This window comes from Streptomyces sp. NBC_01232 (assembly GCF_035989885.1).
Lineage (GTDB): Bacteria > Actinomycetota > Actinomycetes > Streptomycetales > Streptomycetaceae > Streptomyces.
This window is the reverse complement of sequence record NZ_CP108518.1, coordinates 3,433,487-3,460,409: the sequence shown is the minus strand read 5'-3', so window position 1 is coordinate 3,460,409 and position 26,923 is coordinate 3,433,487. Positions and strand designations below refer to the sequence as shown.

23 protein-coding genes are annotated in these 26,923 nt (G+C 72.8%); 16 read left to right on the top strand and 7 right to left on the bottom strand.

Translation table 11 applies throughout. The features are described from left to right. Positions 1-156 precede the first annotated feature (156 nt). Positions 157-1,377, bottom strand: a complete 1,221-nt coding sequence (locus OG444_RS15935; protein WP_327262804.1) for an acetyl-CoA C-acetyltransferase — start codon at positions 1,375-1,377, stop codon at positions 157-159. 232 nt (positions 1,378-1,609) lie between these two features. Continuing rightward, a complete protein-coding gene (locus tag OG444_RS15930) occupies positions 1,610-2,608 on the bottom strand; it encodes an SGNH/GDSL hydrolase family protein (protein ID WP_327262803.1) in 999 nt (332 codons plus the stop codon). Positions 2,609-2,736: 128 nt separating this feature from the next. Here OG444_RS15930 and OG444_RS15925 point away from each other — a divergent pair, with 128 nt between their 5' ends. Further along, positions 2,737-4,119, top strand: a complete 1,383-nt coding sequence (locus OG444_RS15925) for a cystathionine beta-synthase (protein WP_327266801.1) — start codon at positions 2,737-2,739, stop codon at positions 4,117-4,119. 440 nt (positions 4,120-4,559) lie between these two features. Here the strand turns inward: OG444_RS15925 and OG444_RS15920 are convergent, their stop codons facing one another. Further along, entirely contained in the window at positions 4,560-4,943 is a 384-nt protein-coding gene (locus OG444_RS15920; RefSeq protein ID WP_327262802.1) for a hypothetical protein, read from the bottom strand. Positions 4,944-5,084: 141 nt separating this feature from the next. Between OG444_RS15920 and OG444_RS15915 the strand changes: the two genes are divergently transcribed. Next, positions 5,085-5,927, top strand: coding sequence for a MurR/RpiR family transcriptional regulator (locus tag OG444_RS15915; protein ID WP_327262801.1), 843 nt, complete (start codon positions 5,085-5,087; stop codon positions 5,925-5,927). A 10-nt stretch (positions 5,928-5,937) separates the two neighbouring features. On the opposite strand, the gene OG444_RS15910 is transcribed toward OG444_RS15915, so the two are convergent. Further along, positions 5,938-7,086: an FAD-dependent oxidoreductase gene (locus OG444_RS15910; protein WP_327262800.1), complete on the bottom strand. Its 1,149-nt coding sequence runs from the start codon at positions 7,084-7,086 to the stop codon at positions 5,938-5,940. Between the two features lie 105 nt (positions 7,087-7,191). Between OG444_RS15910 and OG444_RS15905 the strand changes: the two genes are divergently transcribed. Then, a complete protein-coding gene (locus tag OG444_RS15905; protein ID WP_327262799.1) occupies positions 7,192-7,749 on the top strand; it encodes a TetR/AcrR family transcriptional regulator in 558 nt (185 codons plus the stop codon). Positions 7,750-7,846: 97 nt separating this feature from the next. Here the strand turns inward: OG444_RS15905 and OG444_RS15900 are convergent, their stop codons facing one another. Next, on the bottom strand, positions 7,847-9,202 hold the full coding sequence (locus tag OG444_RS15900) for a diaminopimelate decarboxylase (protein WP_327262798.1): 1,356 nt from the start codon (positions 9,200-9,202) through the stop codon (positions 7,847-7,849). A 95-nt stretch (positions 9,203-9,297) separates the two neighbouring features. Here OG444_RS15900 and hutU point away from each other — a divergent pair, with 95 nt between their 5' ends. The 8 genes from hutU (at position 9,298) to OG444_RS15860 (ending at position 19,175) form a co-directional block, all read left to right on the top strand. Next, on the top strand, positions 9,298-10,962 hold the full coding sequence (gene hutU, locus OG444_RS15895; protein ID WP_327262797.1) for a urocanate hydratase: 1,665 nt from the start codon (positions 9,298-9,300) through the stop codon (positions 10,960-10,962). An 11-nt stretch (positions 10,963-10,973) separates the two neighbouring features. Further along, positions 10,974-12,164, top strand: a complete 1,191-nt coding sequence (locus OG444_RS15890) for an allantoate amidohydrolase (protein ID WP_327266800.1) — start codon at positions 10,974-10,976, stop codon at positions 12,162-12,164. Continuing rightward, positions 12,155-13,495 (top strand): formimidoylglutamate deiminase, encoded by a 1,341-nt coding sequence (locus OG444_RS15885; protein WP_327262796.1) that lies wholly within the window; start codon positions 12,155-12,157, stop codon positions 13,493-13,495. Before OG444_RS15890 ends, OG444_RS15885 begins: the two co-directional genes overlap by 10 nt. A 192-nt stretch (positions 13,496-13,687) precedes the next feature. Next, complete coding sequence (gene hutI / locus OG444_RS15880) at positions 13,688-14,866, top strand: imidazolonepropionase (protein WP_327262795.1); 1,179 nt, start codon at positions 13,688-13,690, stop codon at positions 14,864-14,866. A 113-nt stretch (positions 14,867-14,979) separates the two neighbouring features. Next, positions 14,980-15,693, top strand: coding sequence for an LPXTG cell wall anchor domain-containing protein (locus tag OG444_RS15875; RefSeq protein WP_327262794.1), 714 nt, complete (start codon positions 14,980-14,982; stop codon positions 15,691-15,693). 16 nt (positions 15,694-15,709) lie between these two features. After that, the gene (locus OG444_RS15870; RefSeq protein WP_327262793.1) at positions 15,710-16,753 is read left to right on the top strand and encodes a hypothetical protein; all 1,044 of its coding nucleotides are present in this window, start codon (positions 15,710-15,712) and stop codon (positions 16,751-16,753) included. Beyond that, a complete protein-coding gene (locus tag OG444_RS15865; RefSeq protein ID WP_327262792.1) occupies positions 16,750-17,850 on the top strand; it encodes a neocarzinostatin apoprotein domain-containing protein in 1,101 nt (366 codons plus the stop codon). Before OG444_RS15870 ends, OG444_RS15865 begins: the two co-directional genes overlap by 4 nt. Continuing rightward, positions 17,847-19,175 (top strand): hypothetical protein, encoded by a 1,329-nt coding sequence (locus OG444_RS15860; protein WP_327262791.1) that lies wholly within the window; start codon positions 17,847-17,849, stop codon positions 19,173-19,175. Before OG444_RS15865 ends, OG444_RS15860 begins: the two co-directional genes overlap by 4 nt. A gap of 82 nt (positions 19,176-19,257) precedes the next feature. On the opposite strand, the gene OG444_RS15855 is transcribed toward OG444_RS15860, so the two are convergent. Further along, on the bottom strand, positions 19,258-20,778 hold the full coding sequence (locus tag OG444_RS15855) for a peptide MFS transporter (RefSeq protein ID WP_327262790.1): 1,521 nt from the start codon (positions 20,776-20,778) through the stop codon (positions 19,258-19,260). 497 nt (positions 20,779-21,275) lie between these two features. Here OG444_RS15855 and OG444_RS15850 point away from each other — a divergent pair, with 497 nt between their 5' ends. Beyond that, on the top strand, positions 21,276-21,953 hold the full coding sequence (locus OG444_RS15850; protein ID WP_030659823.1) for a response regulator transcription factor: 678 nt from the start codon (positions 21,276-21,278) through the stop codon (positions 21,951-21,953). Positions 21,954-22,048: 95 nt separating this feature from the next. Then, positions 22,049-23,314, top strand: a complete 1,266-nt coding sequence (locus OG444_RS15845) for an ATP-binding protein (protein ID WP_327262789.1) — start codon at positions 22,049-22,051, stop codon at positions 23,312-23,314. A 16-nt stretch (positions 23,315-23,330) separates the two neighbouring features. On the opposite strand, the gene OG444_RS15840 is transcribed toward OG444_RS15845, so the two are convergent. Then, entirely contained in the window at positions 23,331-23,867 is a 537-nt protein-coding gene (locus OG444_RS15840) for a GtrA family protein (protein WP_327262788.1), read from the bottom strand. A 186-nt stretch (positions 23,868-24,053) separates the two neighbouring features. On the opposite strand from OG444_RS15840, the gene OG444_RS15835 reads away from it, so the two are divergent. The 3 genes from OG444_RS15835 to OG444_RS15825 are packed head-to-tail and all read left to right on the top strand — an operon-like array spanning position 24,054 to position 26,904. After that, positions 24,054-25,193, top strand: coding sequence for a 5-(carboxyamino)imidazole ribonucleotide synthase (locus tag OG444_RS15835; RefSeq protein WP_327262787.1), 1,140 nt, complete (start codon positions 24,054-24,056; stop codon positions 25,191-25,193). Continuing rightward, on the top strand, positions 25,190-25,726 hold the full coding sequence (purE, locus tag OG444_RS15830; protein WP_327262786.1) for a 5-(carboxyamino)imidazole ribonucleotide mutase: 537 nt from the start codon (positions 25,190-25,192) through the stop codon (positions 25,724-25,726). Before OG444_RS15835 ends, purE begins: the two co-directional genes overlap by 4 nt. After that, positions 25,723-26,904, top strand: a complete 1,182-nt coding sequence (locus OG444_RS15825; protein WP_327262785.1) for a dipeptidase — start codon at positions 25,723-25,725, stop codon at positions 26,902-26,904. Before purE ends, OG444_RS15825 begins: the two co-directional genes overlap by 4 nt. The last annotated feature ends 19 nt before the right edge of the window (positions 26,905-26,923 follow it).

The window sequence follows — 26,923 nt, the reverse complement described above, 5'->3', positions numbered from 1 at the left end:
TGCGGGCAGGTGCCGACCCTCGTGCCTCGGACGACCCCTGCCCTCCGCTCCGGCTCAGCTCAGGCGCTCGATCCGGGTGGTCGCGCTGATCTTCGCCACCGCTGCGGGCAGGTGCCGACCCTCGTGCCTCGGACGACCCCTGCCCTCCGCTCCGGCTCAGCTCAGGCGCTCGATGACCATGGCCATGCCCTGGCCGCCGCCCACGCACATCGTCTCGAGGCCGAACTGCTTGTCGTGGAACTGCAGGCTGTTGATCAGGGTGCCGGTGATGCGCGCACCGGTCATCCCGAAGGGGTGACCGACGGCGATGGCTCCACCGTTGACGTTCAGCTTCTCGAGCGGGATCTCCAGGTCCCGGTACGACGGGATGACCTGGGCCGCGAAGGCCTCGTTGATCTCGAAGAGGTCGATGTCGCCGACCGTGAGGCCGGCCCGCTTCAGGGCCTGCTTCGACGCCTCGACCGGGCCCAGGCCCATGATCTCGGGGGAGAGGCCGGTGACACCGGTGGAGACGATCCGGGCCAGCGGGGTCAGGCCCAGCTCACGGGCCTTGGTGTCGCTCATGATGACCAGCGCCGCGGCGCCGTCGTTGAGCGGGCAGCAGTTGGCGGCCGTGACCAGGCCGTCGGGGCGGAAGACGGGCTTGAGGCCCTGCACGCCCTCCAGGGTCACGCCGGCGCGCGGGCCGTCGTCCGTGGAGACGACCGTGCCGTCCGGGGTGGTGACCGGGGTGATCTCGCGGGCCCAGAAGCCGTTCTTGATGGCCTCTTCCGCGAGGTTCTGCGAGCGGACGCCGAACTCGTCCATGTCCTGGCGGGTCACGCCCTTGATGCGGGCCAGGTTCTCGGCGGTCTGCCCCATCGAGATGTAGGCGTCCGGGACCAGGCCGTCCTCGCGCGGGTCCTGCCAGCCGGAGCCGGTCGACTCCGCGACGGCCGCCGTACGGGCCTCGGCATCGGCGAAGAGCGGGTTGTGGGTGTCGGGCCAGGAGTCCGAGTTGCCCTTGGCGAACCGCGACACCGTCTCGACGCCGGCCGAGATGAAGACGTCGCCCTCGCCCGCCTTGATGGCGTGCAGGGCCATCCGCGAGGTCTGCAGCGAGGAGGAGCAGTAGCGGGTGATGGTCGTGCCGGGCAGGAAGTCCATGCCCATCTGCACGGCCACGATGCGGGCCAGGTTGTTGCCCTGCTCGCCGCCGGGCAGGCCGCAGCCGAGCATCAGGTCGTCGATCTCGCGCGGGTCCAGCCCGGGGACCTTGGCCAGGGCGGCCTGGATGATCGTCGCGGTCAGGTCGTCCGGCCGCACGTCCTTGAGGGACCCCTTGAAGGCGCGCCCGATGGGGGAGCGGGCGGTGGAAACGATGACGGCTTCGGGCATCGGGACTCCAAGGGGTGTGTTGCGGCTCTGAGCGGGACCGCAAGCGAAGTTACCGCCCCGTACGGTCCAGGTCACCGGCCGGGGCGTGTGACACGGGCCGCACTCGCCCGCGGGGTCCGACCGTACGCGGGCGGGACGGCGACGCGCAGGGCACCCGGGCGGGCGTCCGGGCGGGGCCCGGGGCGGCGTCCTGCCGGCCCCGTGAGCCCGGCGCGGAGCGCCCGGCCGGGGTCTACGGCACCACGGGCTGGGCCGGGTCGGTGGCCGGCACCCGCCGCCGCCGGCGGTGCTTGAGCAGGACCCAGGGGCCGCGGACCGCCGTGACCTCCGTACCGGCCTCGCCCGCAGCGGCCGACGCGGCCTTCGCCACCGGCAGCATGTCCTCGTCCCGGGAGACGTCCAGCCGGTCCGACTCCGGCCACAGGCCCAGCGCCGCGCACAGGGTCGGCAGGACGGCCATGGCGGCGGTCGCGTACCCCTCCGCCGAGGGGTGGTAGGAGTCCGGGCCGAACATCTCGCGCGGGTTCGCTGCGAACTCGGGGCCCAGCAGGTCCCCCATGGAGACCGTACGGGCGCCCAGCGCGACCACTCCTATGGTCTGCGCGGCCGCCAGCTGGCGCGAGACCCGGCGCGCCAGCCAGCGCAGCGGCTGGTACACCGGCTCGATCGTGCCGAGGTCCGGGCAGGTGCCCACGACGACCTCGGAGCCGGCCATGCGCAGCCTGCGCACGGCCGAGGTCAGCAGCCGCACCGACTGGGTCGGCGGCATCCGGCGCGTCACGTCGTTCGCGCCAATCATGATCACGCAGACGTCCGGGGGCGGCCAGGTGCCGTCGAGCAGCAGACCGACCTGCCGGTCGAGGTCGTCCGACATCGCTCCCGAGAGGGCCACGTTGCGCAGTTCCACCGGCCGCTCGGCCACCGCCGCCAGCCCGGAGGCCAGCAGGGCCGCCGGAGTCTGCCGGGCCCGGCGCACGCCCAGTCCCGCGGCCGTGGAATCACCCAGCATGCCCAGGCGCAGCGGGCCCGGGCTCTGCTCCGGCCCGCCGAACTCGCTCCCGTACAGCCCGTCGGCCCGTGGCGGGTCCGGCAGCCCGGAGCCCACCGCCCGCCTGGCGAACTGCATCTCGGCCACCACCAGCCCGACCGCGGCGGCCCCGACCAGTCCGAGGCCGCCTCCGCCGTACGCCGCCCCCGCCGCGATCCGGCGGGCTGTCCTCGCCCTGGACATCCTTCAGGCCACCTCCTCGGTCCTCATTGATCCCTACCTGCCCCGTACGTACGGTCGGCCAATCCCTTTCCGCATACTCTGGCCGGACCTCCCGGAGAACCCGCGGAGTCCCCTCCTTGGAGAACATGGTGCAATTCCACGACTCGATGATCAGCCTCGTCGGCAACACCCCGCTGGTGAAGCTCAACCGTGTGACCGAAGGCCTGCAGGCCACCGTCCTTGCGAAGGTCGAGTACTTCAATCCCGGTGGATCCGTGAAGGACCGGATCGCCGTACGGATGATCGAGGCCGCCGAGCAGAGCGGAGCCCTCAAGCCCGGCGGCACCATCGTGGAGCCGACCAGCGGCAACACGGGTGTAGGACTCGCCATCGTGGCCCAGCAGAAGGGCTACAAGTGCATCTTCGTCTGCCCTGACAAGGTGTCCATGGACAAGATCAACGTGATGCGCGCGTACGGCGCGGAGGTCGTGGTCTGCCCGACCGCCGTCGACCCCGAGCACCCGGACTCGTACTACAACGTGTCCGACCGCCTCGCGCGCGAGCCCGGCGCCTGGAAGCCCGACCAGTACAGCAACCCGAACAACCCCCGTTCGCACTACGAGACCACCGGCCCCGAGCTGTGGGACCAGACGGACGGGAAGATCACCCACTTCGTCGCGGGCGTCGGCACCGGCGGCACGATCTCCGGTACCGGCAACTACCTCAAGGAGGTCAGCGGCGGGAAGGTCAAGGTCATCGGCGCCGACCCCGAGGGCTCGGTCTACTCGGGCGGCTCCGGCCGGCCGTACCTGGTCGAGGGCGTCGGCGAGGACTTCTGGCCGACCGCCTACGACCCGAACGTGACCGACGAGATCATCGCGGTGTCCGACAAGGACTCCTTCCAGATGACCCGCCGCCTCGCCAAGGAGGAGGGCCTGCTCGTCGGCGGCTCCTGCGGCATGGCCGTCGTCGCCGCGCTCAAGGCCGCCGAGGGCCTCGGCCCGGACGACGTCGTCGTCGTCCTGCTGCCGGACAGCGGCCGCGGCTACCTCAGCAAGATCTTCAGCGACGAGTGGATGGCGGGACACGGCTTCCTGGAGGAGGCCGGCCCCGCCGCGCGCATCGGTGACGTGCTGAAGGACAAGGAGGGCGGCATCCCCTCCCTCGTCCACATGCACCCCGAGGAGACGGTCGGCGAGGCCATCGAGGTCCTGCGCGAGTACGGCGTCTCGCAGATGCCGATCGTCAAGCCGGGCGCCGGTCACCCGGACGTGATGGCCGCCGAGGTCATCGGCTCCGTGGTCGAGAAGGAGCTGCTGGCGGCGCTGTTCGCCCAGCGGGCCTCGCTGACCGACCCGCTGGAGAAGCACATGAGCTCCCCGCTGCCGCAGGTCGGCTCCGGCGAGCCGGTGTCCGAGCTGATGGCGGTGCTCGGCGAGGCGGACGCGGCGATCGTGCTGGTCGAGGGCAAGCCCACCGGTGTGGTGAGCCGTCAGGACCTGCTGGCCTTCCTGGCCAAGTCCGCGAAGTAGCCTGCGGCCCGCTCGGGGGAGGGGTGCGGGCCCACGGCCCGCCTCCTCACCCGGGCGCCCGGCCCGTGGCGTGGCCTTCGCGCAAACGGTACGGGCACGACACGTGACGGCAGCACCCGCTTAACACGCCTGGGGCACAGTGGTGGTTGTCGGCAGGGAAGTCCGGGAGACCGGAATCCGGCCGGCACCACGGAACGGCGTGTGCGTACCTCCGGAGCGGCTCCCGGACTGCGCCTGCGCCACGGACGCGGACGGCCCTGACCCGGCCGTGTCCTTCGCGGGGACCGCCGTCGTCCCGCCCCTCGGGCGACCGGGGGTGCGGCGGTCCCCGCGCGTTCCTTTTCCGCCCCGGCCCCGCCAGGGGCACCTCCCGGCGGCAGCCGGGGGATGAGGCGCGGGAGTTCGGAGCCCCCGCAGCGGCGCCGCACTGGCGTACTGCATCAGTCCCGGGGGTCCTGCGTACCGCGCCGGAGGCGATGGGCGTGGATGAAGTTCACGCCCACGATCCCCGCCCAGGCGACGATCAGCCCCGGCAGCCTGGCGTGCGCGGCAGCGATCGCCGACAGCGGGATCGCCAGCACCAGCGTGATGATCGCGAAGCCGAAACGTTCTCCGAAGTTCCCGTCCCCCGCCACGGCGGAGGGCGCGCGGCCGTCGCCGCGGGCCGCGGCCAGGCGTTCCTCGGCGAGCCGGCGCCGGACCTGGGTGTCGACCTTCTCGACGAACGAGTCCACCAGCGCGGCCTCGTACTCCGGCCCCAGCTCGCGCCGGGCGTCCATCGTCGCGTCGAATTCCTTCTTCAGCTCTTGGGCGTGGGCGTCCATGCCCTCACCGTAGGAACCCCCGGCGGGCCCCTGCACTGGGGCTATCCCCCGTATCCGCATCGCGGGCACGGCTTGCCCCGCTGCATAACCGCATGCAGAGTGCTCCGTGACTGAATATCTCACCGGGACGGAGGGGACGGGATGAGTGACAGCCCGGCCGCGCGGCTGCAGAAGCTGTTCGAGGGGCACCGGCTGACGCCGACCCAGCGGCGGATCGCGCACTGCATGGTGCGCGGGGCGGCGGAGGTGCCCTTCCTGTCGAGCGTCGAGCTCGCCGAACTGGCCGGGGTGAGCCAGCCCTCGGTCACCCGCTTCGCCGTGGCGCTCGGCTTCGACGGATATCCCGCGCTCCGCCGCCACCTGCGCGAAGTGGCCCCCGCCGAGCGGCCGGAGGCCGCGCACGACGACTCGTACAACGAGTACCAGCAGGCCGTCCTCGGCGAGATCGAGAACCTGCGGCAGCTGGCGGCCATGCTCGCCGACCCCGCGCCGGTCCAGGAGGCCGGTCGGCTGCTCGCCGCCTCCACCCCGCTGCTGGTGCTCGGGCTGCGGGCGGCCTCCTCCCAGGCGCGCGGGTTCGCGTACTTCGCCTCGAAGGTTCACCCGGACGTACGGCTCCTCGACGAGGGCGGCACGATGCTGGAGGACCGCATCGACGCGGCGCTCTACGAGGGCGCGACGGCGCTGCTGTGCTTCGCGCTGCCCCGCCACCCGCGGGAGGTCGTGGACACGCTGGAACGCTCGCGGAGGGCCGGCCTGACGGTGGTCACCGTCGCCGACTCGGCCTTCGCCCCGGTGGCGCGCCACTCGGACCTGCTGATTCCGGCGCAGGTCGGCACCGGGCTGGCCTTCGACACGGCGTGCGCGCCGATGCTGCTGGGCCGGGTGCTGCTGGAGTCGATGGCGGACGCGCTGCCGGACGCGCAGGCCCGGCTGGAGGCCTTCGACGCCCGTGCGGCGGCGCGGGGCCTGTTCGTGGAGTAGCCGCGCGGCCTCAGCGGTAGTCGAGTTCCGCCAGCTCGTTCGCCAGCCGGTCGTGCAGGGCCGGGATCCGCAGGAGGACCGGCAGCAGGGTGTTGCGTACGGTGCGCAGCGCGCGGTTGCGGGTGGTCGCGATCCGGGTCATCCGGTCGGTGAGGGCCACCACCCGCAGGGCGACCGGGCGGCGGCGGGCCCCGTAGCCGCCCGGGTCCCCGGTCGCGAGGGCGCGGCCGAGGGCGTGGCCGTCCTGGATGCCGGTGTTCATGCCCTGGCCGCCGGCCGGGCTGTGGACGTGGGCGGCGTCCCCGGCGAGCAGCAGCCGGCCGGCCCGGTAGCGGTCGGCGACCCGGTGGTGGATGCGGAACCGGGAGGACCAGACGAGCTCGCGGACCACGGCCTCACCGGGGACGCGCTCGTCCAGCAGGCGCTGGACGAAGGCGAGGTCCGGTTCGGCGGGGGCCTCCTCGACGGTGGTCACGATCCGGAAGTGGCCCCCGGGCAGCGGAGCGACCACGGTGAGCCCGGCCGCGCCGAAGGCGAGCGAGACCTGTCTGCGGCCCGGGGCCCAGTCCATGACGACGTCGGCGAGGACGAAGGACTCCCCGTAGGCACTGCCGGTGAAGCCGATCCCGGCGGCCTCGCGGACCGCGCTGTGCATCCCGTCGGCGCCGACGGCGTGGGCCGCGTGCAGGGTTTCGCCGGTGGCGGTGGTGAGGGTGACCCCGTCCGCGTCCTGGGTGACGGCGGTGACCTCGTGGGGGCGGTGCACGTCGTGGCCGAGGGCGCGCAGGCGCTGCAGGAGCACCGCCTCGGTCTCGTACTGGGGAACCATGAGCGCGTACGGATGGGCCGTGCGCAGGCGGTCGAAGGTGATGCCGGCGAGCGGGCGGGCCCCGTCGCGGAGCTGGAACCGGGTGACCAGGAGCCCGCGGCCGATCAGCTCGGAGGAGAGGCCGCCCGACGGGTCGAGCTCGTCGAGGACCTCCAGGGTGCGGGCGTGCACGACGGCGGCGCGGGAGGTGTTCGCGCCCTCGGCCTGCCGGTCGAGGAGCACGAAGTCGACACCCGCCCCGGCCAGGGTCACGGCGACGGCGAGGCCGGTGGGCCCGGCGCCGACGATGGCCACGTCCGTACGGGTCGGGAGTGCGGCGGTGCTGGTCATGCGGGCCTCCTCCGGCGGGCCAACGCTTGTTGGCCAACGGTTGTTGACTCAAGAGTGCGCCCGCTTCGCTGGCATGTCAACGCCTGTTGGCCTACGGTTGTTGGCATGACGGCGCGACGCACTTCCGACACGACCAAGACGGCCATCCTGCGGGCGGCGCGGGAGCGCTTCGCCGCCCAGGGCTACGAGCGCACCACCATCCGGGCCGTCGCGGCGGACGCGGGGATCGACCCCTCGATGGTCATGCGGTACTTCGGCAGCAAGGAGCAGCTCTTCGACGCCGCCCTCACGGTGGACCTGCGCCTGCCCGACCTCGGCGCGGTGCCGGCCGAGGAGCTCCCCGCCGCCCTCGTGCGCCACTTCGTGGAGCGGTGGGAGGGTGATCCGGCCGACGACGCCCTGCTGGTGCTTCTGCGCTCGGCGGTGACGAACGAGCGGGCCGCGGCGCGGATGCGGGAGGTGTTCGCGGCCCAGGTCGCTCCGGCGCTGGCGGCCGCCGTCGGGTCGGAGCGGGCCGGGGCGGTGGCGGGGCTGGTCTCCGCGCAGCTGCTGGGCCTGGCCCTGAGCCGTTACCTGCTGCGACTGCCGGGCGTTGTCGCGCTGACGCCGGAGGGCGTGGTCCAAGGCCTGGCCCCGGCCCTGGCGGCCACCCTCTCCGGCTGAGGCCGTCGCCCGGAGTGCGCGCCGCTGTCGGAGGCGCCGCCCCCGAACCCCCGCGCCTCGGACGCCGGCGGGGCTGGAGCGGCGGAGGCCCAGGTTCTTACAGCAGCGCGTCCCGCAGGTCGCCGCCCGCTTCCGAGACGATCTCCGATACGTCCTGCGCCGGGCGGACCAGGCGGAAGCGGACCTCGCCCGCGTCCGTGACCGTGAAGCCGTGGACCGCCGGCCGGGGCAGGCTGTTGTAGCCGTAGTGGGCCGTGAAGAAGTACGCGCCGGTGTCGGGGACGCCGATCAGGTCGCCCGGGGCGAGCCGGGGCAGCTCGCGGGCGACGGCGAGCAGGTCCCCCGCGAAGCAGGCCGGGCCCGCGATGTCCTGGGCCACCGGATCTCCGGTCCTCGGGGCGCCCTTCGCGTCGTACGGCAGGATCCGCACCGGCCAGGCCGCCGGGGCGTACGCGGTGCGGGTCGCCACCTGCACCCCGGCGTGGGTGAGCGCGATCGGCCGGGAGCCGCTGGTCTTGGTGTACTCGACCCGGGCCAGCACCAGTCCGTGCTTGGCCAGCAGGGACCGGCCGAACTCCGTGACCAGGCCGTACGAGCCGTCGAAGAGGGCCGGGACCGCCTCGCGCAGGGCGGCGACGTACTGCGCGAACGTCGGGGTGGCCTCGTCGGAGGCGAAGTTCACCGGCAGGCCGCCGCCGATGTCGAGGGTGTCGATCCGGCGCCGCCCGGCGGCCGCGTTGATCTCCTCGGCCAGTGCGTGCAGCTCCCGTACGCCTTCAGCGATCAGGACGAGCGGAACGCCCTGGGAGCCCGAGTGGATGTGCAGGCGGGTCAGCCACGGCCGGTCCAGGCAGGCCCGTACGAGCCACTCGCGCGCGCCGGGGTCGCGCAGCGCGAAGCCGAACTTCGAGGTCGTGGTCGCCGTGGACAGCGCGTCGATGGCCCCGGCGCCGGTCTGCGGGTTGATCCGCAGGCCGACCGGGGCCGCGGTGGACGCGGGCGCCCGGCCGACGAGCGCGTCGAGGCGCGCCAGCTCCTGCGGGTTGTCGGCGTTGAGGGCGATGCCCAGCTCCAGGGCCTCGCGCAGCTCGGCCACCGTCTTGGCGGGGGAGTCCAGGACGGTCCGGCCGGCCGGGACACCCGCCGCCCGGGCCAGTGCCAGCTCGCCGGGGCTGGCCACCTCGCAGCCGAGCCCGGCGTCGGAGAGCAGCCGCAGGACCGGGACGAGCGGGGCGGCCTTGACGGCGAAGGCGTGCAGGACGGGGGTGCCCGGGGGCAGCGCGGCGGCGAAGGCGCCGGTCAGGGCCGCGGCCGAGGCCCGGATCCCGGCGGTGTCCAGCAGGCAGGTCAGCGGCTCCGCGGTGCCGGCCCCGCCCACGAGCCCCTGCTCGACGGCGGCGCGTACGGCCAGGTCCCGGCGCGCGGCGGCGCCCTCCGTGTCCATATCGGCCATCCCATCACCCGACGGGGCCGATCGCAGCTGTTGACTGAATCTATTCAGGGAGCGAGGATGTGAATAGATTGACCAACATCGGAGGAGGCACCGCCATGTCAGGACCCCGCCCCGTACGTGCCGCGCGAGGCACCGAGCTCAGCACCCTGGGATGGCAGCAGGAGGCCGCGCTGCGGATGCTCCAGAACAACCTCGACCCCGAGGTCGCCGAGCACCCCGACAAGCTCGTCGTCTACGGCGGCACCGGCAAGGCCGCCCGCGACTGGCGCTCGTACGACGCGATGGTCCGCACCCTGCAGACCCTCAAGCAGGACGAGACGATGCTGGTCCAGTCCGGCCGCCCGGTCGGCGTGATGCAGACGCACGAGTGGGCCCCGCGCGTCCTGCTCGCCAACTCCAACCTGGTCGGCGACTGGGCCAACTGGGAGGAGTTCCGCCGTCTGGAGCACCTGGGCCTGACCATGTACGGCCAGATGACCGCCGGGTCCTGGATCTACATCGGCACCCAGGGCATCCTCCAGGGCACCTACGAGACCTTCGCCGCCGTCGCCGCGAAGAAGTTCAACGGGACCCTCGCCGGCACCATCACCCTCACCGCCGGTCTCGGCGGCATGGGCGGCGCCCAGCCGCTGGCCGTGACGATGAACGACGGCGTCGCGATCTGCATCGACGTCGACCCGCGCGCCATCGACCGCCGCATCGAGCACCGCTACCTGGACGTCAAGGCCGACAACCTGCGCCACGCCCTCCAGCTGGCCGTCGAGGCCCGCGACGCCCGCAAGCCGCTCTCCATCGGCCTCCTCGGCAACGCCGCCGAGCTGCTCCCGCAGATGCTCGCCGAGGGCGCCCCGATCGACATCGTGACCGACCAGACCTCGGCCCACGACCCGCTCGCGTACCTGCCCGTCGGCGTCGACTTCGACGACATGGCCGCCTACGCCGCCAAGGACCCGGCCGGCTTCACCACCCGCGCCCGCGAGTCGATGGCCAAGCACGTCGAGGCCATGGTCGGCTTCATGGACGCCGGCGCCGAGGTCTTCGACTACGGCAACTCCATCCGCGGCGAGGCCCAGCTGGCCGGCTACGACCGCGCCTTCGCCTTCCCCGGCTTCGTCCCCGCCTACATCCGCCCGCTGTTCTGCGAGGGCAAGGGCCCCTTCCGCTGGGCGGCGCTGTCCGGCGAGGCCTCGGACATCCACAAGACCGACAAGGCCATGCTGGAGCTCTTCCCCGAGAACGAGTCCCTGCACCGCTGGATCAAGATGGCCGGCGAGCGCGTCCACTTCCAGGGCCTGCCCGCGCGCATCTGCTGGCTCGGCTACGGCGAGCGCGACAAGGCCGGCGAGCGCTTCAACGAGATGGTGGCCGACGGCACCCTCGCCGCGCCCCTGGTGATCGGCCGCGACCACCTCGACTGCGGCTCGGTGGCCTCCCCGTACCGCGAGACCGAGGCCATGCTCGACGGCTCCGACGCGATCGCCGACTGGCCGCTGCTCAACGCCATGGTCAACGTGGCCTCCGGCGCCTCCTGGGTCTCCATCCACCACGGCGGCGGCGTCGGCATGGGCCGCTCCATCCACGCGGGCCAGGTCACCGTCGCCGACGGCACCCCGCTCGCCGGCGAGAAGATCCGCCGCGTGCTCACCAACGACCCGGGCATGGGTGTCATCCGCCACGTCGACGCCGGCTACGACATCGCCGAGTCGGTCGCCGACGAGCGCGGCGTCCGCGTCCCCATGCGTGAGGGCGACGACGCGTGACCTTCCACGAGATGTGGGCGGAGCTCGCGCCCATCGGCCGCGACGCCGGCACCGGCGGATACCGCCGGTATGCCTGGAGCGGGGCCGACGCCGACTGCCGGACCTGGTTCCAGGAGCAGGCCGAGGCGCGCGGGCTGACGTACGAGACCGACCGCAACGGCAACCAGTGGGCCTGGCTCGGCGACCCCCTCGCGGGGGACGCCGTGGTCACCGGCTCGCACCTGGACTCCGTCCCCGACGGTGGGGCCTTCGACGGCCCCCTCGGGGTGGTCTCCTCCTTCGCGGCCCTGGACGAACTCCGCAGGAGGGGCGCGGAGTTCTCCAGGCCGCTGGCCATCACCAACTTCGGTGACGAGGAAGGCGCCCGCTTCGGGCTCGCCTGCGTCGGCTCCCGGCTCGCCGCCGGACAGCTGACCAAGGAGAAGGCGTACGAGCTGCGCGACGCCGAGGGCATCTCCCTGCCCCAGGCCATGGAGGCCGCCGGCTACGACCCCGAGGCCATCGGGGCCGACCCCGAACGCCTGGGCCGCATCGGAGCCTTCGTCGAGCTGCACGTGGAACAGGGCCGCGCCCTGGACCTGTCCGGGGACCGGGTCGGCATCGCCTCCGCGATCTGGCCGCACGGCCGCTGGCGGTTCGACTTCCGCGGCGAGGCCAACCACGCCGGCACCACCCGGCTGGTCGACCGCCGCGACCCGATGCTCACCTACGCGGCGACCGTGCTGGCCGCCCGTACGGAAGCGGCCCTCGCCGGGGCCGTCGCCACCTTCGGCAAGATCTCGGTGGAGCCCAACGGGGTCAACGCCATCCCCTCGCTCGTGCGCGGCTGGCTCGACTCCCGGGCCGCCGACCAAGCCACCCTCGACACGGTCGTCACCGCCATCGAGAAGGCCGCCCGCGAGCGCGCGGACCAGGACGGCATCGACCTCGGCATCGTCCGGGAGTCCTTCACCCCGGTCGTCGAGTTCGAGCACGCCCTGCGCGACGAGATGAACCGGATCCTGGGCGGTTCGGTCCCCGTTCTCGGGACCGGAGCGGGACACGACGCCGGAATCCTCTCCGCCGCCGTCCCGACCGCCATGCTGTTCGTACGGAACCCGACCGGCGTCTCCCACTCCCCGCGGGAGTTCGCCGCCGAGGACGACTGCGTGGCAGGCGTCCTCGCCCTCGCCGACGTACTGGAAGGCCTGGCATGTCGTTGACGACGTACTGGCTGGAGCACGCCTGGCTCGGCACCCACGTCGAGCCGGGCGTGGCCCTCGAGATCACCGAGGACGGGCGGATCGGCGCCCTGCGCACCGGGGTGGAGACCCCGCCGCCGGGCGCCGAGGTGCTGCGGGGCCTGACGATCCCGGGGCTGGCCAACGCGCACAGCCACGCCTTCCACCGGGCCCTCCGGGGCACCGTCCAGGTCGGCTCGGGCACCTTCTGGACCTGGCGCGACCTCATGTACAAGGTCGCCCAGAACCTCACCCCCGACAGCTACTTCGTGCTCGCCCGCGCCGTCTACGCCGAGATGGCGCTGGCCGGCATCACCAACGTCGGCGAGTTCCACTACGTCCACCACGCCCCGGGCGGGACCGCCTACGCCGACCCGAACGCCATGGGCGAGGCCCTGATCGAGGCCGCCGCCGCGGCCGGCATCCGGATCACCCTCCTGGACACCGCGTACCTGTCCTCCGGCTTCGGAGAAGCCCCCAACGCCCACCAGCTGCGCTTCTCCGACGGCACAGCCGAGGCCTGGGCCGAGCGCGCGAGCGCGCTCAAGCCCCGCGAGCACGCCCTGATCGGCGCCGCCATCCACTCGGTGCGCGCCGTACCCGCCGCCGAACTGGCCACCGTCGCCCGCTGGGCCGAGGAGCGCCGGGCGCCCCTGCACGTCCACCTCTCGGAGCAGACCGCCGAGAACGACGCCTGCCTGGCCGCCCACGGCCGCACCCCGACCCAGCTGCTGGCCGATCACGGCGTGCTCGGCCCGCGCACCACCGGCGTCCACAACACGCACCTCACGGATGTGGACATCGCCCTCCTCGGCGGGACCACCACCGGCACCTGCATGTGCCCCACCACCGAACGCGACCTCGCGGACGGCATCGGCCCGGCGACCCGCCTCCAGCACGCGGGCAGCCCGCTGTCGCTGGGCAGCGACAGCCACGCCGTGATCGACCTGCTCGAAGAGGCCCGTGCGATGGAGCTCAACGAGCGCCTGCGCAGCCGCACCCGGGGCCACTGGACGGCGAACGCGCTCCTCACCGCCGCCACCGCCGACGGCCATGCGGCGCTGGGCCTGGCCGACGCGGGCCGCCTGGAGGCGGGCGCGCTCGCGGACTTCACCACGATCGCGCTGGACTCCGTACGCACGGCGGGCCCCCTGCCGCGGCTGGGCGCCGAGACGACGGTCTTCGCGGCCTCCGCGTCGGACGTCCGCCACACGGTGGTCGGCGGCCGCCACATCGTCCGCGACGGCCACCACACCCTGGTCGGGGACGTCCCGACCGCCCTTGCCGAATCGATCGCAGCCCTGCGCTCCTGACCGAGCCGCCTGCGGCGGGCCCTTCCCCCACCCCGCCCCTTCCCGAAACCGGGTTCTGCCCGGACCCGGTCCTCAAACGCCGGACGGGCTGAAATCAGCCCCGCCGGCGTTTGAGGCGCGGGGTCTGGGGCGGAGCCCCAGGAAACGGCGAAAGGGCGGGGTGGGGGAACGAACCCTCTGAGAGGAACCCCCATGACCACCACCGCCATCACCAACATCGGCAGCCTCGTCACCAACGACCCGTCCGTCGGCGACGGCTCGCCCCTCGGCCTCCTCCAGGACGCGACGGTCCTCATCGAGGCCGACAAGATCGCCTGGGTCGGCCCCGCCGCCAAGGCGCCCGCTGCCGACGAGGTCTTCGACGCGGCCGGCCGGGCCGTCATCCCCGGCTTCGTCGACTCCCACTCCCACCTCGTGTTCGCCGGCGACCGCACGCAGGAGTTCAACGCCCGGATGTCGGGCCGCGCCTACTCCGCCGGCGGCATCCGCACCACCGTCGCCGCCACCCGCGCCGCCACCGACGCGGAGCTGGAGGCCAACCTGGTGCGCCACCTCGACGAGGCCCGCCGCCAGGGCACCACCACCTTCGAGACCAAGTCCGGCTACGGCCTCACCGTCGCCGACGAGGCCCGCGCCCTGCGGATCGCCGCCGCGCACACCGAGGAGGTCACCTACCTCGGCGCGCACATCGTCTCCCCCGACTTCGCCGAGGACCCGGCCGGCTACGTCGACCTCGTCACCGGCGAGATGCTGGCGGCCTGCGCCCCGTACGCCCGCTGGGTGGACGTCTTCTGCGAGAAGGGCGCCTTCGACGGCGACCAGGCCCGCGCGATCCTCACCGCCGGCGCCGCCGCCGGACTGATCCCGCGCGTCCACGCCAACCAGCTCTCGTACGGGCCCGGCGTGCAGCTCGCCGTCGAGCTGGAGGCGGCCTCGGCCGACCACTGCACCCACCTCACCGACGCCGACGTCGACGCGCTCGCCCAGGCCGCCGGCACCACCGTCGCCACCCTGCTGCCCGGCGCCGAGTTCTCCACCCGCGCCCAGTGGCCCGACGCCCGCCGCCTGATCGACGCGGGCGCCACCGTCGCCCTGTCCACGGACTGCAACCCGGGCTCCTCCTACACCAGCTCCATGCCGTTCTGCATCGCCCTTGCCGTCCGCGACATGCGGATGACCCCCGACGAGGCCCTCTGGTCGGCCACCGCCGGCGGCGCCCGCGCCCTGCGCCGCGACGACATCGGCCTCCTGGCGCCGGGAGCCCGCGCGGACCTGGCCCTCCTGGACGCCCCGAGCCACGTCCACCTCGCCTACCGGCCGGGCGTTCCGCTCGTTTCCGCCGTCTGGCAGCGGGGCCGCCGCGCCTGCTGACGAACAGTCAATCCCGGGTTGTCCTTTGTCTTCCCTCCGTAAGACCCCGGGCGTACCTTGAGCCACCGATCTGATGTCCCGTCAGTTATCTGTGGCCCGAGGGGAAGACGAAGGTGTCCGACCGCAAACGTTCCACCGCGCTCGCGCTGGCCTCCGCGCTGGCCGGTTCGGCGGTGCTGTTCACCGCCCCCGCGGCCCATGCCGCCGTCGTCGACGTGGCCTACGACTGCAAGACCCCGATCGGGGACAAGTCGGCCGTGTCGCCCATCGACATCAAGGCCGTCAAGGAGGGGAACGGCTACAAGCTGACGGTGTCCTTCCAGAAGGGCGTCTCCTCCAGCCCCATCGAGCTGGGCAAGGGCGCGATGAGCCCCAGCGCCGTCGTCCTCGTCGGCGGCGCCGAGAAGGCGTCCGTACCGGTCTCGGGCCCGCCCAACCCCGAGGCCATCCCCCCGGACACCCCCATCAAGATCACCGATCTCTCGGGCACCTACACGCCCAGGAAGAGCGGCAAGGTCACCTTCACCGCCGGCGTGCTCACCATCAAGGCGATGGGCACCACCACGACCTGCACCCCCGGCAACAGTCCGGGACCGTCACTGGAACTGGACGTCACGGCGCCCGGCGGGGGCGGCGCGCAGCCCGGCGGCGACACCACCGGGAACAGCGCCGGGAACAGCGCCGGGAACAGCACCGGCGACACCCTCCCGCAGACCGGGCCCACCGACTCCGCCCTCGCCCTCGGCACCCTGGGCGGCACCGTGCTGCTCACCGGCGCGGCGGGCGTGCTCTGGCTGACCCGGCGCGGCCAGCGGGCCCGGTCCTGAACGGAGCACCCCGGTCATGCACGTGCTCCACACCCTGAGGCGCGCCGGTGCCGTGCTCCTGCTCGCCGCCGCCGTGCTGTCCGCGGGCCCCGCCCACCCCGCGGCCGCCGACGAGCCGGGCTGGACCGCCCGGCCCGCCGCCGGAACGGCCGGGAGCCCCCCGCCCTCCGGCGCCCGCCCGTACTTCTACCTGGCGGGCGCCCCGGGCACCGTGCTGGAGGACCGGCTCGCCCTGGCCAACACCACCGACCAGGAGCGGACCATCACCCTGCGCGGAGCCGACGCCTACAACGCGGCCGACGGCGCCCTCGCGGTCCGCCCGGCGACCGGCGCCGGCCCCGGGGCCAGCGGCGGCACCGGCGCCCCGGCGACCGGCGGGGCCGGTTCCTGGATCAGCTTCGGGGCCTCCACCACCGTGAAGGTCCCGCCCCGCACCCGCGCCGTGGTCCCCTTCACGCTCACCGTGCCGCCCGCGTCCCCGCCCGGCGACCACCCCGCCGCCGTGATCGCCACCGAGGGCGGCCACGAGGTCGGCGTACGGGTCCACCTGCGGGTCGGCGGCCCGACCCTGGCCGCCCTCACGGTCGAGGACGTCGCCGTACGCGGCCGGGGTCCGGCCACGGTCATCGCCTACACCCTCGTCAACCGCGGCAACGTGGCCCTCGTCCCCGAGCTCAGGATCCGCGCCGAGGCCCTCTTCGGCGATGTGCCCGACGCGCCGCGGGGCCGAACCGTGCCCGTGGAACTGCTCCCCGGCCAGCGGGTGGAGCTCACCGAGCCCTGGCCCGGCGCCCCGGCCCTCGACCGGGTCGGCGTCACCCTCACCGTGACCGCCCCCGGCGGCGCCCGTGCGGTGGCCACCGCATCGCGCTGGTTCGTCCCCGGGATCCCGGCCGGCCCGGCCGGGGCCGGGGTGCTCGGCCTCGGCGTGACCACCGCGGCCGCGCTGTACCTCGTACGACGCCGCAGGCTCGGCCCGGGCCCGGCGCCGCACGCGCCGCCCGCGGCCGGACCGACGACCCCTGCACCGCACCACGAACTGACGGGAGCCGCCAGGTGAGAAGAGTCGGAGCCCTGCTGGCCGCAGGGCTGGCGGTGTGCGTCCTCGCCCTGTTCCCCGCGGGCCCGGCCGCCTCCGCCGAGGGCAAGCCCGCCGTGGCGCTCTCCCTCCAGGAGGCCGCCAAGGGCACCGGGATCACCGTCACCGGCACCGGCTGGCCCGCGAAAACGCTGGTGATGCTGCTCGTCTGCGGACAGAACATGATCGGCGGCACCAACAGCTGCGCCAACGCCGACGGCGCCGCCGTCTCGGTCGCCGCCGACGGCCGCTTCACCGCCCAGCTGCCCGTGGTGGCACCGCCCAAGCCCTGCCCCTGCATCGTCAACGTCACCTCCGTCAACGGCGACCAGTCCACCGTCGCGACCCCCCTGAAGATCACCGACCACCCGGTCGCCGAGCTGCCCGCCGAATCCGGCACGGCCCGCCTCGCGATGCTCACCGGGGTCCGGCTGGAGGGCGAGGACGGGGTGCTGACCTGGTTCGGCGCCCCGCCCGCCCGGAAGTTCAAGGTCACCGTCGGCAACCTCGGTCCGGTCCCCGTCAAGGACCCGGTCTTCCAGCTCGGCACCGCGCACGGGGTGTTCGCCCCGCTGTGGGAGGAGGCCCGCTGGAAGGGCACCATCCCGCCCGGCGGCAAGGCGGAGATCGCCCTCGACGTGAGCCTCGCCGCGGGGGCCCACGGCGACTACACGATCTCCCTCAAGTACGGCGAGACCGTGGTGGCCACCCAGCCCTGGGGCGTCGACCGCCCGTACGGGGTGCTGCTCTTCTGGGGCCTGCTCCTGCTGGTGATCCCGGCCGCGGTCTTCCGTACCGGCATGGCCGTCGTCGACCGCGTCCGGCCGCGCGCCACGGCCGCCGTCGGCCGCCACCGGGGCGTACGGCTCCCCGACGCGGCCTCCGCGGTGACGGCCCGGCTGCCGAGGATCCCGGCCCGGCGGCCGCCCGGGCCGGCCGCGGGCTCCGACGGCCCGGAGCAGTCCCCCCAGACCACCACGGCGGTCCTGCCGTGGTTCACCCCGGACAGCGCGCCGGGCACAGCACCACAGGCGTCCGCACCGTCTGAGAACCGTTCGACGACGAAGGGACATTCGTGAAGACCCAACGGAGGGTGAGCGCGGCCGTGATCGCGCTGCTGCTCGGCGGCGCCGGTATCGCCCTGGGGGCTGCTCCCGCCCAGGCCGCGGAGACCAAGTTCAACGTCAAGTGCGTGCCCCCGGCCGGGGGCGGCAGCCCGGTGGAGGGGGAGACCACCGCCAAGGTCACCGCTCCGGCGTCGGCGAAGGTCGGCGACGAGGTCGACGTGTCCTGGGAGACGGTGAAGCCGGCCTCGAACAACACCGACCTGATGGACATCCCGCAGGACGCGGTCCAGCCCACCGGCTGGATCACCGTGGGCGGCGGGGGCGGTGAGCTGAAGGTCGTCGGGGAGAAGAAGAACCCGCCGATCCCGAAGAAGGCGCCCATGCAGATGTCCGTGATGAAGGGCAAGCTGAAGCTCACCAAGGCCGGGAAGATCACGCTGACCCCCGGCAAGTACGACGTGGCCGTCACCTTCTCCTTCGGCACGTTCGTCACCAAGTGCGCGCCGACCGGCACGGTGGGCGTCGGGGCCACCATCGACGTGTCGGCCGGCTCCACGGGCGGTACGACGACCGGCGGTACGACCACGGGCGGTACGACGTCCGGTGGTACGACGACCGGCGGTACGACCACGGGCGGCTCGACCACGACCGGGGGCTCCACGACCACCACCGGCGGCTCGGCCTCCGGCGGCGGAGGCGGCCAGACCGACTTCCCGGGCAAGGCCGTCGAGGTGGCCTTCGACTGCGGGCCCGTCGTCCCGGGGGGCATCAAGACCCCGGTGACGATCAACGCGAAGAAGAACGGCGGCAGCTACGACCTGACGGTCAAGACGGCCAAGGGTGCGATGGCGGCGCCCATGGCCCTGCCCGCGGGAGCCCTCAAGCCCTCGATGGACGTGAAGCTCGGCGGCGCGGACAGCGGCACGGTCAAGGTCTCCGGCCCGGCCAACGCGGAGCCGATCCCGGACAAGGCCCCGGTCAGCCTCAGCGACATGACCGGCACCTACAAGCCCGGGAAGAGCGGCAAGGTGACGCTGAGCCCGGACCAGCTGACCATCGACGTCACGATGGCCCCCGGATCCACCCCGATCAACGTCCCCTGCAAGGCGACGAGCAGCGGCGTCTCGCTGGAACTGGACACCACCGCCCAGCCGGGCGGCTCCGGCTCCTCCTCGTCCGCCAGCGGCAGCACCACCTCGGGCGGCGGCCTCGCCGACACCGGAGCGGAGGACGAGGGCGGCATCAAGGCGCTGGCCCTGGTCGCCGGCACGGTGATCCTGCTCGGCGGGGCGGTGTTCACCTTCACCCCGTGGCGCCGCCTGCGCGGCACCCGCTGACCCGGTAGCACCTGCGCACGACGAACGGCCCGGCACACCTTCCGGTGTGCCGGGCCGTTCCGTGGGACGGGGAGCCGACGGGTCAGCCCATGCCGTCCATCAGCTGGTTGACCTTCTTGCGGTACATGAAGATCGCGAGGCCGGCGAGCACGGCGGCGAACGCCTGGAAGAGGATGACCCCGACGCCGTTCAGCTGCACGTCGGCCAGACCCATCAGACCGGTGATGCAGTCACCGGCGGTGACGGCCAGGAACCAGACGCCCATCATCTGGGAGCCGTACTTCTGCGGCGCCATCTTCGTGGTGACCGACAGGCCGACCGGCGACAGGCACAGCTCGGCGAGGGTGTGCATCAGGAAGATGAGCACCAGCCACCACATGGTGACCTTGGTGTCGTTGCCGGCGGTCTGGTTCAGCGGCAGCGCGAAGACGAAGAACGAGGCGCCGACGATGATCAGGGCCACCGAGAACTTCACGATGGTGCTGGGCTCGCGGTTGCGGCGGGCCAGGGCCACCCACGCGGCGGCGAAGACCGGGGCCAGGGCCACCACGAAGAGCGGGTTCAGCGACTGGAAGATGGTGGTCGGGACTTCCCAGCCGAACAGGCTGCGCTCGGAGTTCTTGTCACCGAAGAGCGAGAGCGTCGAACCGCCCTGGTCGTAGATCATCCAGAAGACGGCGGCGGCCACGAAGAACCAGATGTAGGCGCTCATCCGGGTCTGCTCGACGGTGGACAGGTCCTTGTCCCGCTTGATGCGGACGAGGACGGCGACCGGGATGAGCAGACCGGCGATGGTGATCGGGTACAGCGCCCACTTGATGGTGAACATGTCCGCCGCGACCACGGCGCCGTAGAAGACGGCGATGACGGCCAGTACGGCGAGGGCCTTGACGATCACGGCCTTGCGCTCGGGCGCGGACAGCGGGTTCGGGACGATGCTGCTCTGCGGGCTCAGGGTGCGGCCGGCGAGCAGGTAGACCACGAGGCCGATGCCCATGCCGACGGCGGCGAGCGCGAAGCCGAGGTGCCAGTTCACGAGCTCGCCGACCATGCCGATGCCGATCGGCGCGAGGAGGGCACCCACGTTGATGCCGATGTAGAAGATCGTGAAGCCGCTGTCACGGCGCGGGTCGTCCACGCCGCGGTACAGGTGGCCGACCATCGTGGAGATGTTGGCCTTCAGCAGGCCGGAGCCGACCGCGACCAGCAGCAGACCGATGAAGAACGACATCTGGCCGGGCATGGCGAGCGCCACGTGGCCCGCCATGATCACGACACCGGCGATGGTGACCGTCTTGCGGGCACCCCAGACGCGGTCTCCGAACCAGCCGCCGGGCATGGCCATGAGGTAGACCATGGCCACGTAGACGGAGTAGATCGCCGTGGCCGTCGCGGCGGTGAAGCCGAGGCCACCACCCTGGCTGCCGGTCGCGGCGTCGACACCGCCGGAGACCAGGTACAGAACGAGAAGCGCACGCATGCCGTAGTAGGAGAAGCGCTCCCACATCTCGGTCATGAACAGCGTGGCCAGGCCGATCGGGTGGCCGAGGACGGTCTTCTCGTGAGCGGGGCTCGGTGAGGCCGTCGTCAGGCTGGAAGCCATGGTCGATCCTTGCTTGCTCGGGACGCTTCGGCTTCGTGAGCTCATCCGCGCCCGGTGGGGGGTGGCCGGCACCGGCGGACGGATCTCCCACCCCACGCCTCGGGGCCCGCCCCACGGGGGTGGGGGCGGCAGGACATCCGTCACCGGGATCCACGCCCTCCCGCGCATCATCACGCGGAGGGCCCGGCCAACAGGTCATTCACTGTCGTCAAGGCCGGCCGGGGCGGTCCTTGATAAGACCGTCCGTCCGGTTCAGGACAGAAAGAGAGACCTTTGCACTGCTTTTCGGCACAAAGGTCCCTGAGGTATTGCATCAGGCGTCTCGCCACCATACGACACGACACTGCGGCATTTGAAAGGACTTGAGAGATGGATCACAAGGCGCGCCGGGAACCGTTCGACCATATTCGAAGGCGGTCAGTGCTTCATAAGCCCAGATAGGAAGGGGTCTTCCAGTGGGCCCCTGGTTTCAGCCGCCGCGGACTACCATCACCCACATGACGCGTGTACTGCTCGCCGAGGACGACGCATCCATCTCGGAACCCCTGGCCCGCGCCCTGCGCCGGGAGGGGTACGAGGTAGAGGTGCGGGAGGACGGCCCCACCGCGCTGGACGCGGGACTGCAGGGCGGCGTCGACCTCGTCGTCCTCGACCTGGGCCTGCCGGGCATGGACGGCCTGGAGGTCGCCCGCCGGCTGCGCGCCGAGGGCCACGGCTTCCCGATCCTGGTCCTCACCGCCCGGGCGGACGAGGTCGACACGGTCGTCGGCCTGGACGCCGGCGCCGACGACTACGTGACCAAGCCCTTCCGCCTGGCCGAGCTGCTCGCCCGGGTCCGGGCCCTGCTCCGGCGCGGTGCCAACGAGGCCGCCCAGCCCCCCGCCACCCACGGCGTGCGGATCGACGTCGAGTCGCACCGCGCCTGGATGGGCGAGGAGGAGCTCCAGCTGACGGCCAAGGAGTTCGACCTCCTGCGGGTCCTGGTCCGCGACGCCGGCCGGGTCGTCACGCGCGACCAGCTCATGCGCGAGGTCTGGGACACGACCTGGTGGTCCTCCACCAAGACCCTCGACATGCACATCTCCTGGCTGCGCAAGAAGCTGGGCGACGACGCCGCCAACCCCCGCTACATCGCCACCGTGCGCGGCGTCGGTTTCCGCTTCGAGAAGAGCTGACCGCCACCCCGAAGCCGGTCCGAAGCCGGTCCGAGGACACTTCGGGGCCGCTCCGGGGGCACTCCGAGGGCACCGGCTGGGGCATGCTCTAGGGCATGCGCCGCCGCCTCATCTCTTCCACGCTCGCCGTGGTGCTCGTCGTGATCGCCGTCTTCGGGGTCTCCCTCGTCATCGTGGAGACCCGCACCATCACCAGCAGCGCCCAGGACCGCATCGAGTCCGAGGCGCTGCGGCTCGTGGGCATCGTCGAGGCGAACGTCCTGGAGAAGAAGCCGATCGACCCCGTGGCCCTCGGCGAACAGCTGGACTCCGGTCACTACGCGCGGATCACCGTCCCCGGCCGGCCGGCCGTCGAGGTGGGCACCCCCATCCCCGAGAGCGTCATCCGCGGCACCGCCCGCGGGGAGTCGGGCGAGGTCGTGGTCGTCGAGGAGTCCCGCTCCACCGTCACCCGCGAGGTCGGGCGGACCCTCGCCGTGGTCGGCGCGGTCGCGCTGCTGGCCGTCGTGGCGGCCGTACTCCTCGCCGTACGGCAGGCCAACCGGCTGGCCTCCCCGCTCACCGACCTCGCCGAGACGGCGGAACGGCTCGGGTCGGGCGACCCGCGGCCCCGGCACAAGCGGTACGGGGTCCCCGAGCTGGACCGGGTCGCGGACGTACTGGACTCCAGCGCCGAGCGGATCGGCCGGATGCTGACGGCCGAACGGCGGCTCGCCGCGGACGCCTCCCACCAGCTGCGCACCCCCCTCACCGCGCTCTCCATGCGGCTGGAGGAGATCACGGTGACCGACGACCTGGAGACCGTACGGGAGGAGGCGACGATCGCCCTGACCCAGGTGGAACGGCTCACGGACGTCGTCCAGCGGCTGCTCACGAACTCGCGCGACCCCCGGACCGGCTCGGCGGTCCCCTTCGACCTGGACGAGGTCGTCAAGCAGCAGCAGGAGGAGTGGCGCCCGGCCTACCGCAGCGCCGGACGGGCCATCGTCCGCTCGGGCAAGCAGGGCGTACGCGCCGTCGGCACCCCGGGCGCGGTCTCGCAGGTACTGGCCACCCTGGTCGAGAACGCCCTGATGCACGGCGGCGGCACGGTCGCGCTGCGCACCCGGGTGATCGGCAACCAGGCGGTGCTGGAGGTCACGGACGAGGGGCCCGGGGTCCCGCCGGACCTCGGCAACCGGATCTTCGAGCGGGCGATCAGCGGCCGCAACTCCACCGGCATCGGCCTCGCGGTGGCCCGGGACCTCGCGGAGGCGGACGGCGGCCGACTGGAGCTGCTGCAGACGCAGCCGCCGGTGTTCGCGCTGTTCCTCAGCCGCACGGCGCCGGAACCCACCGAACCGCAGAGCACGGTCCGCTAGAGCGGGGGAGCGGGAGCTAGTTGTTCGCGGGCTCCGGCTCGGGCAGCGGCTCCGGCCTGCGCTCCGGCTTCGGCACGGGCGCCGGATCCGGCATCGGTTCGGTCGGCTCGGCCGGTGCGGGCAGGGCCTTGAAGACCCAGGTCCGGTACGACCAGAAGCGGAACACGGTGGCGGTCCCGATGCCGATGAACTTGAAGACGTTGCTCGCGACCGGGCCGTCCCAGCCGAAGCCGTAGGTGGCGGCGTAGAGCACACCGCTCTCGATGACCAGGCCGATGCCGCTGAACACGGCGAACAGGGTCAGCTCGCGGGTCCGGCCGCTCTTGGCGCGGTCCCGGTAGGCGAAGTAGCGGAAGCCGATGTAGTTCGTGGCGATGGCGACGACGGTGGCTATCACGCTCGCGCGGACCACCTGCAGGTCGGTCGTGTTGCGGATCAGGTTGAAGACACCCAGGTTGACCAGGACCCCCAGACCGCCGACCGCCCCGAACTTGGCGACCTCTCGCACGAGGCCGCGTACACGTTCGAGGACAGATCCGCCCGGGGTGCTCATCAGTAGGTCAGTCCTGTCGGTCACCGCCCGCTTACGGGGCGTCCGGTGTTCTCCGTCAACCCACTCATGCTAAGTGTCCCCCCTGTGCCGCGTCTGTGCCTTCCGGCACCGTGCGACGCACGGCACACGGACAGATCGGGCCAGGGCCCGTCCGGATGGCGGAATACCGGCGGATACCCTGGAGGAGTGACGTTCCCGGTAGTCGGCATGGTCGGCGGCGGTCAGCTCGCCCGCATGACCCACGAGGCGGGTATCCCCCTCGGCATCAGATTCAAGCTCCTCAGTGACACCCCGCAGGACTCGGCGGCCCAGGTCGTGAGCGATGTCGTCATCGGCGACTATCGCGACCTGGAGACGTTGCGAGCCTTCGCGCGCGGTTGTGACGTGATCACCTTCGACCACGAGCATGTACCCATGGAGCACCTGCGGGCCCTGGAAGCGGACGGCATCCCCGTCCGCCCGGGGCCCGACGCTTTGGTACACGCCCAGGACAAGGGGGTGATGCGTGCCAAGCTCGACGAGATCGGCGCGCCCAGCCCCCGCCACCGGATCGTGAGCGATCCGGACGACGTGAGCGCCTTCGCGGCCGAGGTGGGCGGGTTCCCCGTCATCCTCAAGACCGTGCGGGGCGGCTACGACGGCAAGGGGGTGTGGTTCGTCCGCACCCCCGAGGACGCGCACGCCCCCTTCAAGGCGGGCGTCCCGGTCCTCGCGGAGGAGAAGGTCGAGTTCGTCCGCGAGCTCGCGGCCAACATCGTCCGCTCCCCGCACGGACAGGCGGTCGCCTATCCCGTCGTGGAGTCCGTCCAGGTGGACGGCGTCTGCGACACGGTGATCGCCCCGGCCCCGAACCTCTCGGAGGCCCTCGCGGGCGAGGCCCAGGCCCTCGCCCTGCGCATCGCCAAGGAACTCGGCGTGACCGGCCACCTGGCCGTGGAACTGTTCGAGACCATCGACGGCCGGATCCTGGTCAACGAGCTGGCGATGCGCCCGCACAACAGCGGCCACTGGACCCAGGACGGCGCCGTCACCTCACAGTTCGCCAACCACGTGCGCGCGGTCCTGGACCTCCCGCTCGGCGACCCGCGCCCCCGCGCCCGGTGGACGGTCATGGCGAACGTGCTGGGCGGGGACTACCCCGACATGTACGCGGCGTACCTGCACTGCATGGCCCACGACCCCCAGCTGAAGATCCACATGTACGGCAAGGACGTGAAACACGGCCGCAAGGTCGGCCACGTCAACACCTACGGCGACGATCTGGACGATGTGCTGGAGCGCGCACGTCACGCAGCCGGCTATCTCAGAGGAACGATCACCGAATGAGCACCTCCACCGCAGGGCCCGTCATCGGCATCGTCATGGGCTCCGACTCGGACTGGCCCGTCATGGAGGCGGCCGCCCAGGCCCTGGACGAGTTCGAGATCCCCTACGAGGTCGACGTCGTGTCCGCGCACCGGATGCCGCGCGAGATGGTCGCGTACGGGGAGCGCGCCGCAGACCGCGGGCTGAAGGCGATCATCGCGGGCGCGGGCGGGGCCGCCCACCTGCCCGGCATGCTCGCCTCGGTCACCCCGCTGCCGGTCATCGGCGTGCCGGTGCCGCTGAAGTACCTCGACGGCATGGACTCGCTGATGTCGATCGTCCAGATGCCCGCCGGCGTTCCCGTCGCCACCGTCTCCATCGCCGGGGCGCGCAACGCGGGCCTGCTGGCCGTACGGATGCTGGCCGCGCACGACACCGAGCTGCAGGCCCGGATGCGCGACTTCCAGCAGGAGCTGAACGACCAGGCCACCGAGAAGGGCAAGCGGCTGCGTACGAAGGTCGCGAACGCGGAGTCCTTCGGGTTCGGGAAGTGAGCGCCGCGCAGCGTCTGGACGAGGCGCGCGAGCTGCTGGCCGAGCACCCCGTCGTGGACGGCCACAACGACCTGCCCTGGGCGCTGCGCGAGCAGGTGCGCTACGACCTGGCGCAACGCGACATCGCGGGCGACCAGTCCGCGCACCTGCACACCGACATCCCCCGGCTGCGCGCCGGGGGCGTGGGGGCGCAGTTCTGGTCCGTCTACGTGCGCTCCGACTACGCGGGCGACGAGGCGGTCAGCGCCACCCTGGAGCAGATCGACGTCGTCACCCAGCTGATCGACCGCTATCCGGGCGACCTCGTGCGGGCGCTGACGGCGGACGACATGGAGGCGGCCCGCGCCGACGGGCGGATCGCCTCGCTGATGGGCGCCGAGGGCGGCCACTCCATCAACAACTCGCTCGCCACCCTGCGCGCCCTGCACCAGCTGGGCGTGCGGTACATGACGCTCACGCACAACGACACGATCGACTGGGCGGACTCGGCGACCGACGAGCCCCGGCACGGCGGTCTGACCGACTTCGGCCGCGAGGTCGTCCGCGAGATGAACCGCGTCGGCATGCTGGTGGACCTCTCGCACGTCGCCGCGACGACGATGCGGGACGCGATCGCCGTCTCGGCCGCGCCCGTGGTCTTCTCGCACTCCTCGGCGCGGGCGGTCTGCGACCACCCGCGCAACATCCCCGACGACGTGCTGGCCCTGCTGCCGGGCAACGGCGGCGTGGCGATGGCCACCTTCGTCCCGAAGTTCATCCTCCCGGCGGCGGTCGAATGGACCCTGGCCGCGGACGAGAACCTGCGGGCGCACGGATTCCACCACCTCGACACCACCCCCGAGGCGATGGCCCTGCACCGCGCCTTCGAGGCGGAGCGCCCGCGCCCGGTGGCCACGGCCGCCACGGTGGCGGACCACCTGGACCACATGCGCGAGGTGGCGGGCATCGACCACATCGGCATCGGCGGGGACTACGACGGCACGGCCTTCACCCCGTCCGGGCTGGACGACGTGGCGGGCTACCCGAACCTCGTCGCCGAGCTGCTCGTGCGCGGCTGGTCCCGGGCCGATCTGGCCAAGCTGACCTGGTCCAACGCGGTACGGGTGCTGCGCGACGCGGAGTCGGTGGCCCGCGATCTCGGGGCGTCCCGGGGCCCGTCGAACGCGGTGATCCGGTAGCGGACGCGCCGGTCCGGCG